18 protein-coding genes and 1 tRNA gene are annotated in these 13595 nt (G+C 31.9%); 10 read left to right on the top strand and 9 right to left on the bottom strand.

Features of this window, described 5'->3' with window-relative positions; genetic code table 11:
- Positions 1-101: 101 nt before the first annotated feature.
- Together METIG_RS02605 and rnz are read left to right on the top strand one after the other, a co-directional pair.
- Positions 102-494 carry a helix-turn-helix domain-containing protein gene (locus tag METIG_RS02605; protein ID WP_013798693.1) on the top strand — a complete coding sequence of 131 codons (393 nt, stop codon included), beginning with the start codon at positions 102-104 and terminating at the stop codon, positions 492-494.
- A gap of 14 nt (positions 495-508) precedes the next feature.
- On the top strand, positions 509-1462 hold the full coding sequence (rnz, locus tag METIG_RS02600) for a ribonuclease Z (protein WP_013798692.1): 954 nt from the start codon (positions 509-511) through the stop codon (positions 1460-1462).
- Here rnz and METIG_RS02595 read toward each other — a convergent pair.
- Positions 1459-1860, bottom strand: coding sequence for an Rpp14/Pop5 family protein (locus METIG_RS02595; RefSeq protein WP_013798691.1), 402 nt, complete (start codon positions 1858-1860; stop codon positions 1459-1461). The genes rnz and METIG_RS02595 overlap by 4 nt on opposite strands.
- A 189-nt stretch (positions 1861-2049) precedes the next feature.
- Here METIG_RS02595 and nadC point away from each other — a divergent pair, with 189 nt between their 5' ends.
- Complete coding sequence (gene nadC / locus METIG_RS02590; protein WP_013798690.1) at positions 2050-2895, top strand: carboxylating nicotinate-nucleotide diphosphorylase; 846 nt, start codon at positions 2050-2052, stop codon at positions 2893-2895.
- A 36-nt stretch (positions 2896-2931) separates the two neighbouring features.
- Here the strand turns inward: nadC and METIG_RS02585 are convergent, their stop codons facing one another.
- Positions 2932-3576 (bottom strand): IS6 family transposase, encoded by a 645-nt coding sequence (locus METIG_RS02585; RefSeq protein ID WP_013798689.1) that lies wholly within the window; start codon positions 3574-3576, stop codon positions 2932-2934.
- 104 nt (positions 3577-3680) lie between these two features.
- Here METIG_RS02585 and METIG_RS02580 point away from each other — a divergent pair.
- A tRNA-Ser gene (locus tag METIG_RS02580) sits at positions 3681-3770 on the top strand.
- 121 nt (positions 3771-3891) lie between these two features.
- Here METIG_RS02580 and METIG_RS02575 read toward each other — a convergent pair.
- Genes METIG_RS02575 through METIG_RS02555 form a run of 5 tightly spaced genes read right to left on the bottom strand, consistent with a single transcriptional unit; the run spans position 3892 to position 7341 of the window.
- Positions 3892-4872: a tyrosine-type recombinase/integrase gene (locus tag METIG_RS02575; RefSeq protein ID WP_013798688.1), complete on the bottom strand. Its 981-nt coding sequence runs from the start codon at positions 4870-4872 to the stop codon at positions 3892-3894.
- Positions 4856-5113, bottom strand: a complete 258-nt coding sequence (locus tag METIG_RS02570) for a DUF2540 domain-containing protein (RefSeq protein WP_013798687.1) — start codon at positions 5111-5113, stop codon at positions 4856-4858. The genes METIG_RS02575 and METIG_RS02570 overlap by 17 nt, the downstream gene beginning before the upstream one ends.
- A 41-nt stretch (positions 5114-5154) precedes the next feature.
- A complete protein-coding gene (locus tag METIG_RS02565) occupies positions 5155-5898 on the bottom strand; it encodes a DNA polymerase sliding clamp (protein WP_013798686.1) in 744 nt (247 codons plus the stop codon).
- Between the two features lie 29 nt (positions 5899-5927).
- Positions 5928-7160 carry a helix-turn-helix transcriptional regulator gene (locus tag METIG_RS02560; protein ID WP_013798685.1) on the bottom strand — a complete coding sequence of 411 codons (1233 nt, stop codon included), beginning with the start codon at positions 7158-7160 and terminating at the stop codon, positions 5928-5930.
- Complete coding sequence (locus METIG_RS02555; RefSeq protein ID WP_048055499.1) at positions 7153-7341, bottom strand: DUF2080 family transposase-associated protein; 189 nt, start codon at positions 7339-7341, stop codon at positions 7153-7155. The genes METIG_RS02560 and METIG_RS02555 overlap by 8 nt, the downstream gene beginning before the upstream one ends.
- 178 nt (positions 7342-7519) lie before the next feature.
- Here METIG_RS02555 and METIG_RS02550 point away from each other — a divergent pair, with 178 nt between their 5' ends.
- Together METIG_RS02550 and METIG_RS02545 are read left to right on the top strand one after the other, a co-directional pair.
- Positions 7520-7855: a MarR family transcriptional regulator gene (locus tag METIG_RS02550; RefSeq protein ID WP_013798683.1), complete on the top strand. Its 336-nt coding sequence runs from the start codon at positions 7520-7522 to the stop codon at positions 7853-7855.
- Positions 7856-8268: 413 nt separating this feature from the next.
- Entirely contained in the window at positions 8269-8508 is a 240-nt protein-coding gene (locus tag METIG_RS02545; RefSeq protein WP_083809483.1) for a helix-turn-helix transcriptional regulator, read from the top strand.
- 770 nt (positions 8509-9278) lie between these two features.
- Here METIG_RS02545 and METIG_RS02540 read toward each other — a convergent pair.
- Both METIG_RS02540 and METIG_RS02535 read right to left on the bottom strand, forming a co-directional pair.
- The gene (locus tag METIG_RS02540) at positions 9279-10607 is read right to left on the bottom strand and encodes a hypothetical protein (RefSeq protein ID WP_013798682.1); all 1329 of its coding nucleotides are present in this window, start codon (positions 10605-10607) and stop codon (positions 9279-9281) included.
- The gene (locus METIG_RS02535) at positions 10588-11805 is read right to left on the bottom strand and encodes a hypothetical protein (protein WP_013798681.1); all 1218 of its coding nucleotides are present in this window, start codon (positions 11803-11805) and stop codon (positions 10588-10590) included. Before METIG_RS02535 ends, METIG_RS02540 begins: the two co-directional genes overlap by 20 nt.
- A 390-nt stretch (positions 11806-12195) precedes the next feature.
- Here METIG_RS02535 and METIG_RS02530 point away from each other — a divergent pair, with 390 nt between their 5' ends.
- Genes METIG_RS02530 through METIG_RS02515 form a run of 4 tightly spaced genes read left to right on the top strand, consistent with a single transcriptional unit; the run spans position 12196 to position 13479 of the window.
- Positions 12196-12381 carry a hypothetical protein gene (locus METIG_RS02530; protein WP_013798680.1) on the top strand — a complete coding sequence of 62 codons (186 nt, stop codon included), beginning with the start codon at positions 12196-12198 and terminating at the stop codon, positions 12379-12381.
- Positions 12382-12402: 21 nt separating this feature from the next.
- Positions 12403-13023, top strand: coding sequence for a hypothetical protein (locus METIG_RS02525; RefSeq protein ID WP_013798679.1), 621 nt, complete (start codon positions 12403-12405; stop codon positions 13021-13023).
- 17 nt (positions 13024-13040) lie between these two features.
- Entirely contained in the window at positions 13041-13229 is a 189-nt protein-coding gene (locus tag METIG_RS02520) for a hypothetical protein (RefSeq protein ID WP_013798678.1), read from the top strand.
- Positions 13230-13266: 37 nt separating this feature from the next.
- Positions 13267-13479 (top strand): hypothetical protein, encoded by a 213-nt coding sequence (locus METIG_RS02515; RefSeq protein WP_013798677.1) that lies wholly within the window; start codon positions 13267-13269, stop codon positions 13477-13479.
- The last annotated feature ends 116 nt before the right edge of the window (positions 13480-13595 follow it).

Genomic DNA, 13595 nt, shown 5'->3' with positions numbered 1-13595 from the left:
GTTCTGACAATATTACGCACTTTCTATTTCTACAATAAACTTAATATACTTTATAATGTATAGTTATTAGTTGTGGCACACACAACACAAGCGGTGATACTATGGGCAATAAATTAATATTAAAAACTCCATGCACGACCTTCACACTCGAAAACTTAATGTGTTGCACATTTGGATTGAAGGTTTTTGATGTGGTAGTTTATTTTGAAATATTAAAAAATGGCCCATCAAGAATAAACAAAATTGCAGAAAAACTTAACAGAGATAGAAGTACTGTCCAAAGAGCAGTTCAAAATTTAATGAATGTGGGCTTAGTAAAAAGAAAGCAAGTAAATATTAAAGAGGGCGGATATTTTTACATATATGAGGCATTACCTTTTGAGGAGGTTAAAAGAATAATAAAAGAAACTGTAACACAATGGTGTGAGAGTGTCAAACAGTGGATAGACGAAATTGAAGTAGAGGATGTAATAAATGAGGAGTTAAAAAATTAATTTGATGGGAGATTATGAAGTTAATTTTCTTAGGGACTGGTGCAGCAGTTCCAACGAAAAAACGGGCACATGCATCAATAGCCCTAAAAATTAATGGAGAAGTCCTTCTATTTGATTGTGGGGAAAATGCTCAAAGACAGATGATGTATACAGAAGTCTCTCCAATGAAAATAAAAAATATATTCATCTCCCATTTGCATGGGGATCATATATTAGGCATCCCAGGATTGTTGCAGTCCATGGCATTTGCTGGGAGAAAGGAGGAAATAAATATCTATGGCCCCGTAGGGACAAAAGAGATGATGATACATGCACTAAGTGTTGGCTATCATGGAATTAACTTTAAAGTAAATGTATATGAAATAAATTCTAAAGAGGCGGTAAAAATAATAGATAATGAGAAATTTGAGGTCTATGCTTTCCCAGTAAAACACTCAGTTCCATCTTATGCCTATGTTTTTAAAGAAAAGAAAAAACCAAGGTTAGACATAAATAAAGCAAAGGCCTTAGGCGTTAAAGTAGGTCCAGATTTAAAAAAATTGAAGGATGGTATTCCAGTTAAATTAGAGGATGGAAGGGTTATAAAGCCAGAAGAAGTTCTGTTACCCCCAAAAAAAGGTATATGTGTTGGGTATAGTGGAGATACAGTTCCAATAGAAGAATTTGGGAAATTTTTGAAGGAGTTGGGGTGTGGGGTTTTGATTCATGAGGCAACCTATGACAACACTTTAAAAGAAAATGCCATAGAAACTATGCATTCAACCGTTGAAGATGCTATAAAGATTGCGGAGATTGCAAAAGTGGAGACACTAATATTAACCCACATCTCAGCAAGGTATGATGATGACATCTCAATTTATGAGAAGCAGATTAAAGAATACAATGGAGATATGGATATTATTATAGCGGAGGACTTCATGGTCTATGATTTAAAGAAAAAAACATGTTCTATTTCTATTTTGGATTAATTATTTTTGGAATTATTTTTGGATTTAGATTCCTTCAACCTCTTCATGTATAATCTTTTTGGAGTTATCCCCAAAAATTTTATTTTTGCCTTCCTTACAGTTCCAGAGACTCCAAGGACAACAATATTTATTGGCTTATTTTTATACTCTTTTACAAATATCAAAGCACTCCTAACATAATCAACCTCTGTATGTCTACACCTTAAAATCCCATACGGAAAATCATAATAAACAAGCCAAGGATTTGATTTTGACGTTCCCCAAACACCATAATAATTTATAGTAGCATTTCTAATAATGTTGATAATTTCACTTTCACTTAACTCATCCTCATAGATAATCTCAAACACAAGGTATCTTTTTTTGTCTCTTAATGTTGGTGGTAATGTTTTTAACATAATGTCCCTCAAAAATTAGTTGTCTGTGGAATTTTTTGGAATTTATTTATATACTTCAAATTCCAAAAATATCTAACCATTCTTAAAAATTCTTAAAATTTGAAAATAATACTCTATAGCATTCAAATTCATTATAATTATGCCCAATATCTAACACAAACAACTATAAAAGAACGTGATACTATGATTATGATTAAGGATTATGCATTAAGGATATTAAAAGAATCTCTAAGCCATGACGTTGGATTTGGAGATATCACAACAGAATTAATTATCCCAAAAGATTTGGCCTGCAAAGGAGTTATAAAATCCAAAGAAGAATGTGTCGTCTGTGGTTTAGATTTTGTTGTTGAGTTATTTAAATCTTATGGTATAAAATGCAAACCATTGGTAAAGGAAGGGGATTTGGTGCATGGAGATATATTGGAGGTTTATGGAGACGCGAGAACTATCCTAATATTAGAGAGGACGGTTTTGAATTTTTTAATGCACCTCTCAGGAATTGCAACAAAAACCTACAACGTAATTAAAAAAGTTAGGCAAATTAATAAAAATGTAAGGATTGCCTGCACAAGAAAGACCCTACCGATGCTCTCAATCCTTGAAAAATATGCTGTGTCTGTTGGGGGTGGAGATACACATAGGTTTAGGTTAGATGATTGTGTAATGATTAAAGATAATCACATAGCGGCAGTTGGTATTGAGAAGGCATTTGAGAGAGTAAAAAAGGTAAGTTTCACAAAGAAGATAGAGGTTGAGGTTGATAACTTAGAGCAGTTAAGGGAAGTTTTAAAATACAAACCAGATATTGTTTTGCTTGATAATTTTAAACCAGAAGAAGTTGGGGAAGCATTAAAGATTATAGACAATTATGAAAAAGAGCATAACTATAGACCAATAGTTGAAGTTAGTGGAGGAATTAAAGAGGATAATATCTTAGATTACGCAAAATATAATGTTGATGTTATCTCAATGGGATGCTTGATACATTCTGCAAGAGCCATAGATATAAGTTTAGATGTGGACATTTTGTAAGTTTTTTAATATAATACAGTATTTCCGAAGAGAGTGTCAACTTAACGACTTCCACCAATTGTAAAACATTATAAAGCTCTTAACCCAACTAACAACCGTTTTAAAACTACTATTCATGGGAAATCTATTAAAGAACCTTTTAGTTCTTCCTTTAAGCACTGAAAAGAAGCTTTCTACACAGTTTCTCAGCCCAAATCGAATTCTTTCGAATTCTAAGCCTAACTTCTGTAACGCCCAAGGATACCACGTTCTACCATCGACTAGAATTTTGGGCTTGTTGGAACAAAATTTTAAAATACTTCTTACAAAAGATATTGTATCGAGGGAACTCCTACTTTCTGATACATAAACTCCTAAGCATTCTTTCGTTTCTACATCGATAGCAGACCATACGTAAATAGTCTTATCTCCAACCTTCAGTTTGGTTTCATCGATTGCTATTAGGTTTCTTGTCTTTCTCTCAGGCTCGTTTAGAACTTCTTTAATCGTGTGATAGTAAGTTCTAACTGATTCATGACTTATCTTTCCGAATTGGGATAAGAACGAGCTCGTCTTTCTTAGCGATAAACCTAAATAGTATAAAAGACCTGCCAAAATCTTAATCTCCACCGGTATCTTATTTCGCTTAAAGAGCTTTTTCTCTTTAATTCGTTCCTTTATCACTTCTATCGTGAGCTCCATATTTACTATTTTTGTGGATTAAATATTAAAACTTATCTTGACACTCTCCGACTATGTAAGCGTAAAGTTTATATACTACTTTTACCTTTTAATAATGTGAGCGTGCAGGGGTGGCCGAGCCTGGACAAAGGCGTGGGACTTGAAATCCCATGGGGCTCTGCCCCGCAAGGGTTCAAATCCCTTCCCCTGCGCCATACTTTTTTTACAAAATTTTATCCAAATTTAGACAAATTATAGATATTTACACCCACTTTTTACACAGGACTAAATCCCGTGGAATTTTAAAATCCTTTTATACTATTATACCATCGGACTTTAAAGAATCTTTTTTATAGTCTTCAAAAGCTTTTCAGTCCTCTCTTTTGAATGAGAATAAAACAATGTAGTATCTAAAGTTTTATGGCCAAGGTATTCTTTAACAATATCGACAGGAATCCCCTTTTCCAACAAATCCACACACCTACCATGCCTAAGAGAATGAATCACAATCCTCCTATTTTGTGGGATCTTCCCCTCTTTTTTAAGCTCCTTAACAACCCTATTAAACACCTTAGTAATCGTATCCCTACTCAACTTATCCCCATTCTGCTTTTGGAATATATAATCATCAGGACCCTGCCTAACATTAAACTGCACATACCATTTTAACGCCTCCAAAGTAGCCTCCGAACAAACAACCTTCCTCTCCTCATGTGTCTTAGTATCAGTAATTCTAAACACCCCACTATCAAAATCACAATCCCTATACTTCAAATTCAAAATCTCAGAAATCCTACAACCCGTATCCCAAAGCATTCTAACAATAAGAGCATTCCTAATACTCACCCTACTATTAGACCCAATAATCCTCTCCAAAATCAAATTCAACATCCTATCATCAACAGGATCATAATGCTTAACCTCAATCCTCGAAAACCTCTTCCTATCCTTCGACTCTTCAACAAAACCCTTTATAACAGGATACATCCTCAAAACCCTATAAAACACTTTTAAAAGGTCATAATATCTCTTTTGAGTATTCTTAGACAATTTTCGTTCAACCTCTAAGTAATTAAAGAACTTAACAAAATCATGCGTTTGAAGCTTATCAGGCGATTTCCCCAAACGATTATAACAAAAATCCAAAAAGACCCTCAACCGAGCCAAATCATTATGAATCGTTGATGGCTTTATACCATCAAACTCCCTCTCCTCCTTAAACCTCTCCAACCACTGCCTCATCTCATCAGTCTCTTCAATCTCATCCCTCTTCCTCTTAACCAAAAGAAGATTTTTAATATTAAACTCGCTCCCCATCCTCACTCACCATTATAACATAATTTAAATACAGATTAGTTGCCCTTCCATATTTTTCACAAATTTTAATCTCCTCCTCAGTTAAAGTAATTGTTCTTCTACACTCCTTCTTAGATTCAATAACTTTTTTAAACATCTCAGGGTCTAACTCTTTTAAATTTTCAAGTTTATGTAAATAATACCTTAACCTCCTACTATCAACATTTTTACAGAGGTAAAAAGTCATTCTCTTTGATTCCATTGGAACCACCAAAACATTTGTAACTCTGCAAAATGGTAAGGTTATGATTCAATTCTCGGAGCGAGTAAAAATGTCAAATTAGCCCCAGCAACATCATACTCAACCTTAACAGGCATGTCACTCCCCAAGTAGATTTTTAAAATATCACCTGATGATGCTGCCTTTGTCATATCCCTTAAATACTCAAGGTAGAAAGTACTCTTTGCATCTTCTCCAATGTTCATGCTGATAATACTCTCACTATCTTCCTCAAAGACCGTCTCACTCTCGTTTAAATCCCCTTTTGCATAAACAATAAACTTACCATCCTCAACTTTTAAAGTTGCCCAGTCGCTTACCAAATTCGCACCCTTTAACGCATCAACAAATGGACCTGCTTTAATTAAGATTTCATTTGGATACTCAATATCTGGAACTTGAAGATCTAAAGATGAAACATCATACAAAGCGAGGGCAAATTTTCTCGTCATAGCCCCTTTAAATACCACATTTAATTTATCTTTCTCCTCATCCAACTCTAAAATTAACTTGTCTTTTGCTTTTGCCATGTTCATTATCTTTTTAAATGCCTCTAAGTCAACACCGATACTATGAACGTCTGCCTCATATTCATCAAATGCCTCTTTTGGTATATCTATACTTACTAAGGCAACATGATCTGGATCCATTGCTATTGCTTTTACCCTCTCTTCATTAACTTCAAAGCAAATCTCAATTAAAAGATTGCTTGCGGCATCAATAACCTTTTTGAAGTTCTTGGCTCCACTAATTACTGCTTTGAACATGACAGCCCCCTCATTATGTTAAAAAAAATTTAGACAACATTATGGACAACACCCTGGCTATCAACATAGTAAGATTGTGCCTCACTTCTAACCTTTACTTTTGATCTATCTCTTCTTTTTGGCCTTTCATCCCTAACTTTTGTCCATGTTGCCAAAATTTCTTTAATAAAATCGTAAGTTTCTCCAATCGCATCTTCAGACCTTGATATGGAAAATGCAAACCTTAAAACCTCATAAGAATTCCTCATAAGTTGCATATCCAAAGATGCCCTAAACCACATTTCTTCATCTTCTTGTAAAACCCTTAAATTAACAGAACGGAATGGATTTTCCAAATATCTTTCATATTTCCTCTCAATCTTCCATTGTTCAGCATTTAAATTAAACTCCCCCTCCTTAGCCGTTAAAGAATATAAAGAAAGAATTTCCCTGTACTTGAAATCCCTAATCTTTGATTTTGCAGATTCATCACAATTGTTGAAATATAACAAATGTTTCATAATGTTGTGAAGCTTGTCATAGACATCTAAAGGTGGCTCAATTAATTTGAAATTAGAAATATCGAAAACCACTGGCCTATAATTTGGAACATATTTATATTGTAAGACCCTAATAGGAATGAATCTGAAAACTAAGTCAGATGGTGCAATCCTACTTAATGGAACTATAGTATATTGGTCAAAAGTTGCTGGATTTTCAGCCCCCCAAGTGTGCCTATACTGCTGTTCGATGATTCTTATATGCTCTCTGAGATTAACGACCTCTTTTAGTTGTTTCCTATGCAAATCATACTCAATAAATCCATCATTATCTGGAAACACTGCCTTTATACAGCAAGTTTTACCAATACCCTGAGAACCAAAAATTAACAACCTTAAATTTTGTGTGAATTTGGCAATGATTAAAGCAGTTATAACTAAATCATAATTCCCAATACTCCAATTATTAGCCCTTAGGTGAGAGTTTATAATATCTCTCAAATGAGTTAGAGATTTGATTTTGGAGAAGTCTAAGTGGATTATATTGGTGTTGTCATTGTGTATAGATGGCTGGGTTGGAGTTATTGGAATGATGACAGTTTGATTGCCTTGCTTTTCAGTTTTAATGTAACCAAGTTTTTCAAGCTTATTTATTGAGTTCGTTAAAGAACCGCTTTTAACTCCTAACGCATCTATGATTTCCTGTCTGGTTGATTCTCCATTTTCTAAAATGAAATCAAGAACTTTCTTATCAGTTTCATTTAATTTTATTTTGTTATTCATCCCCACCACCGTCCAATTCTTTATCTTCTTCTAAAATTACCAAAACTGCTTTTTTACCAACATATTCAGCAGGTATTGAAGGAAAAAATCTTGCAGAATTACCTTGTTCCTTTATTTTACCATATATTGCTGGAAATATTATCCTCGCCTTAGCCCATCTCTTTTTCTTTATTTCTGGCATGCTATCACTGTTCGAACATATTTTTACGAACAGTATTATAATTACAACCATATAAATACTTTTCGGTCGAACATAAAAATATTTCCGAATATTTAAAAGTGTTTATACTCTTTTATAAAATAAACCACAAAAATATGAATAATAACAACAAACGGGAAGACTTTAGGGGTGAAAATGTATGGAAAATTTATTGAAATTACTTGCAAAAAAACACGTAAAGGAGATACTTCAATATTTAGATACTCACGGAGAGGTTCATTTTGGGCAACTTCATAAAGATTTAAACATTCATAAGGGAACATTAGGAAACATCTTAGATGAACTTGTAGAATCAGAAATACTTAACAAAAGAAGAGAGGAGACTGACGCTTTACTGCCAAAAACGTACTATTCATTAACAAATTTTGGAAAAAGAGTTTTAATGGTATATAAACTTTGTAATGCTTTAAAGAAAGAAGATGATACTCCAATTAAAATTATCTATGGGGATAAAGTTATCGCAAGTAGTTACTAATAAACTCTTTGCAAATTGTTGTAAATCCAAAAATAAGCCCAAATTGACGAGATTTAAAAAATGTCAAAAATTGCGTTTTTGACAATTTACAGAAGAAAAAGAGAGAAAATTTAAAAATACAAGTGTATATATCTATGCAAAAGATTTGCAACAAAATCTGGCTGTTTGCAACAAAATTATTGGATTTGCAACGTTTGCAACATTATATAATATATATAGATATACAATAAAAATATACTTTCTATAATTTTTTGTTATTTCTTTTATGTATATATTTTATTTTATATCTCATTAGAGTTGCAAACGTTGCAAATTGCTTTTTTTCTTTGCATCTCTTTTTATTCTGTTGCAAATCCTATATAAACTATAAATTTTTAATATTTCAATAAAAACAAACCTATTTAAAAAGAGAAATAAATATTAACCAAAGTAATTTGAGTAAATTATTAAATGAACTTGTTGAGGCAGGATTAGTTGAAAAATGGGAAGAACAAGAAGGATATAAATTACCAAAATCATATTATAAAATTACTGATGAAGGAAAAAAAGCATTAATTTTCTATGAAATTGAGGATAATTTCAAAAATCTAAAGAAAAAGCAACTGTCTATGATACACAATATTATCTATGATGAATCTACTATTATTCCATAAATTTAAATATACAATTCCAAATGAACAAACCAATGAACTTTTAAAAATAAGGACGAACAAACAATATTAAGGCAAAATAAGGATTTTTATCAAATATCAAAACACCAAAATTAAACGGAATAAAAATCCCCATTTGGTTGTGTTTTTGTGCAAATTTTTAGTTCTAATAAATTGGAAAACATAAAATTCTTGTTCATGGAAGTTCATTAGGTTGTTCATTAAATCTGGCTTAGAAAAGACCAAGTTCATTAGTTCATGGATTTTCTATATATATACTATACAATGAGAAAAAATATTCTTTATTTTAATATGTTTTAAAAATTTATTTAGATTTTATTTTTTTATAAATATAAATAGCGAACAACGTGAACTTGAGCTTCTTTTTAAAAAACAAAATGAACTACGAACGAACTTTCATGAACATTACTAAACTTTTGAGATTACAACAAATTAAAACCAAATATTCTAAATCTCATAAAAATAAAGCTAATTCATTGAGTTTTTTATTTTTTTCTTTTCTGGTCCGTAGAACACTGCCACACCAAAACTAATAAAACCAACAACTGACATAAGATATAACAACAAAAGAGAGTGTTGGTAGTTATGGATAATCAAACTTTGTTTGTGATTATGGGGCTGACTTCTTGGGGTTAATTAGTTTTACTATCATTGGCTTTGTATGTGTGGTATTTTAAATTAGGTGGTAAAAAAGCGTTAGAGGCAAATTAAAGTTTTGAATATTCACAAAAACAAACCTTATTGTCTTTTTTCTATTTTGCTGACTCATCTAATGTAGTTTGCCTACCTTTTATAGTCTCAAGCTCTCTTTTACATGATTCTCCAAATTTTCTTGCCATTCTTTTATCTTTGATTACTTTAATTCTCCATTTTCCTGATACTTTTCTAAGATACTTTTTCAAATTTCTATTACTAAATAACCTTAATGTTTTCTCAATTCGGTTACTGACTATATTTTTATAATCCTTATAAAAATAATCAATTATGGAGATACTTGTGCTCCTGTATAATGCATCCATTAGAGTTCCTACAGTAAATTCTTTCTCAACAAGTGAGTTCATATTTATAGAAATATCGAGAGCGTCAATTAATTTAAAAACATTTGCATTTAGAGGTTTATCTTCTGGCAATATTACAATATCTTTATCTACTCTTAATAGTTTGTTTTCCTTATCTATTACGCATTTCCTTTTACAAAGTTTTTGTAGAATATTTTCAATTTCTTTAAAATTATTTTCTTCTAAACTTTCTAATGAATATTCACCTTTTGGGAGGGTAATCTTTTCACTAAATACCATTCCCACTTCTGGTTCATCATGTCCAAATAATGCCATAGATATAAGTTCTCTGAGTATAAGCATTTTGAATAGACTTCCCTCTTCGTTATTCTCAGCATCACAAATCAGTAAATCATAAGAAGGTTTCTCTTTCTCTCCCCAAGTTATTGGAAAAATATTATTTAATTTTGAATTTTCATAACTACCATGTTTAAGTGAAATTTCTCCAGGTGAAACTTTTAAAATTTGGATATCTTCTGTATCTTTTAAAACAGGATGCGTAGTTAAGTCATCAAATGATATGTAACTTACATCAGATTTATATAAGCCAGGATTTTTTATGACAGAAATGTATCCTTTATTTATAATAGCATGCAAATTTTCTTTTAGTTTCAGATATTTTTTTAATTGCTCTTCTTTGATACTTTTAGATTTACATTCAAAAATGAGAACATGTGTATCATTGTCATTAACAAGTATAACATCTGGAGTTATTTCTGCAGGATTTCCATTTTCAGTGTAATATATTCCATCAAGAACAATTTTTACTCCAAGAGTACTACCTTTTTTAGGTCGATATCCTAAGTCATATAGAGGATGGGGAAAATGTTTTATAGGGTAAACAAGATTTAATATTATGTTGATTAGTTTAGTATGTTGAGATTGATAGTCTTCAATATTTTCTGAAATTAGAGCAGTTATGTATTCAATAATATCTTTATATGTAGGTTCTGTTGAGGTTCCCTTTCTTCCATATTTCTTAAAATGAAAATCTAAAGTTCTGTTATCTGATTCTTTCCCCATGCTTTTCCACCTCTAAAATTGTCTCAGAATCGTATGTCTGTTGGATATTAGATAGTAATCTTAGAGCAGTGTTTCCACATGAGCCTTTAGGTAAGTATAACCTCATCCACCATGGAGTAACCTCTAATGAAAACCTGTCTCCATTGTGCAAATCCACTCCTGAAATGTAATACATATCTTCTTCAACTTGTTTGGCTAATCCCCAAATTCTAAAAGGTTCTTTTACTGATATTAACCCTTCTACAAAACTTTTTAAATCCTCAATTTCTTTTTCAAATTCGTAAATTAATGGTATTCTATCGTCCCAATCACTTGAAGTATAGTCAATTAAGGAATCTTCAATAATTTCAATTTTTTGTTCGTAATTTTCTATAGTTTCATCTACAATTTCGTTGTGTTTTTCTATTGATGTTCCTTTAACTGTAAATTTCCCCCAATAATAAATATCTTCTAAGACAAATTTATCTTTATCATCTTCTGAAACAATCTTTATTTTTGATTTTGTAATTCTCATTAAGTGTTTAAACTCATGCAATTTTTTGATAGTGTTAAATATCTTTTTTATTTTTGTATCATTTGACAATTGGAAATCCTCAATTAGTTTTTCAAATTCTTGAATGTCATCTGGAGATAATGATTGGATAATTTCAATTAACTTATAGACACTTTCTCCATTACCACTAATCGATAATTTATTAGCTATTTCTTCAACACCATTGTCTAAGTAAAATGGAGTTTCATCATGTTTAGTTGATAACCCCCTAACATAATCTGCTTTTTTTAGGAATTTTTCTAAATCGCCTGTGGGCATCCATAGGTTATCTAATCTTGATTTTATTGGACTTATTAATTTATTAAAATATTTATCAGACTCTTCTGATTTTTGTAATGTGTATAATTTCCAAAATCTTGGGTTTTTAGCATCTATGAAAAAGTAACCTTCATCACCAATACGTAACATGTAGAACTCATATTCATCCAATAGCTCTATTTTTCCAGTTTTTATTATTCTTGATAATTTTTTAGGATGGGTATTCGACTCTAAAATATATGTTTTTACAACATTTTGTTCGGGTTCTAATTTTGTGTCATCTAAAATGTCTTTATAAGATCTCTCCATGTTTCTTTCTAACCATTCGTATAATTGAGGACGATTTGTTATATTGGGTATGGTACTTCCAGCAAATGTTGCATCCATGATTATCACATCTCCTAATAACAATAAAAACAATGTAAGGTATTAAGAAAACATTCCCAAAATAGACATCAGTTAATTTATTTTGAATAATTTATTTTAATGAATAAAAAATTTTCTTTTTACCTTTTGTTATTAACTTTTCTAATCTCACATATTAAGAAATTTAAAGAGAAGATTTTATATATGATTATAATTATATGTCTATTCGTAAAAATATGTTCGAACATAATTTTACTAACAGAATTAATTAAATGACCACCCAAGCAACATGACGGCGTTGCCAGAGTTGGGTGGGAGGTAAGCCCTGGATCTATATGCGAAAAAGTTTCGCCAAAGGACCATAATAGTTTGTGCGGAAAATTTTCGCCATAGGTCCTAAGTGTGATTGCTATGAAGGAGTATAAAATAGGGGATAAGTCAGTCTGGATTGCTTATGATGGACATTCTAAAAAATATAAAATTGAGGTTCGGAAGGGGGTTGAGGTTGTTGGGGAAATGGAATGTTCAAAAAAGCAGGGGGAGCGAATTATTGAGTTTCTTGAGTTACTTGGGGTTGAGAAAATTTGGGATTTTTAAAAAGAGATTGGAGGAATAGTTATGGAAGAAGTTGTAGCCCCTAACTATTCATTACCTGAAAAGTTGAGACAACATGGAGGTTTGGATGACAAGGTTCTTAAAACCTATGCTGAAAGGGTGAGGTCTATGGAAAAGAAAGAGAGGTTTTACAAATACATTTCAAACAATGGCACTGTAATATACCATAGGGGCAACAAATGGCGTGGGCTTGGAGAGGATGTTAGGATTAGCAAGGAGGAATATGTAAAGTATAGGATAAAGCAGGTTGAGGATGTTAAGTATGCTGTTAATTTAACTGAGAAGGAGAAGGAGCAAATTATTAATGATATTTTAGATGAATTGGAAGAACTTGGAGTTGATACAAAGGAAATACTAAAGAATTTATTGAAACAGGAGATGCGTGAAGAATTGGAAAAGGGGAATAGGATTGCCCCGATATTCTGGCTGTCTATGGATGAACAGGGGAACCCTTGCGGGGAAGGGATTTACAAACCTCTAACTTTAAAAGACATTCAGAATTGCATTAAGGAATTAAGGGAAGAAGGAATAGCAAAGGCACATGAGCCAGTTTCAATTCAAAAAATAAATATTATAAAAGATACCTCTAATGCCATTTTTCTTTCTATTTTTTGGGATTTATAAATGTTTTGGTGGTGGTTATGGAGGTTGAGGGTCTTTTATCAAGACTTGTTAATGAAGTTGAAAGGGCAAAATCTGATTATCATAATGGGGATGAGATTGGATTTTTAACCCATTTAACTAATGCAGAGGGGTTGATTAGGGAGATTATAACATTGCACAATATTATGAAGGGGGAGAAGGGGTATGATGCAATCTTCATCAAATGAGATTCGTGTCTAAATGAGAAATTAAAAAGGTGGTTGTATGGGGATGGGGGTTAAAAGTATTTTAGATGAGATTAGACGGTTGAAGAGAGAAAATGCCCAATTAATTAAGGAGAAGAAAGAACTCCAAAAAATGAGGGATGAACTTTATGCTATGATGGTGGAGATAGAGGAGCAGATTCAAAGAAACAATGCAAGGATTAACAAACTCATCCAAGAGGCCAAAGAAGTTAAAAGATTTGGAGCGTTATAGGTGGTTTAAATGGTTGAAGATGGCAAAAATCAAACCAAAGAAGGTAGGAGGATAAGAATTCGCATGATTGATTTTTTGAATTAAGTGCAAAAGAGTTTGAGAAGAAGTATGGAATT

Source organism: Methanotorris igneus Kol 5, assembly GCF_000214415.1.
Taxonomy (GTDB): domain Archaea; phylum AGJL01; class Methanococci; order Methanococcales; family Methanococcaceae; genus Methanotorris; species Methanotorris igneus.
The sequence above is the reverse complement of the archived record's forward strand: the minus strand, read 5'-3'. Positions and strand labels throughout refer to the sequence as shown.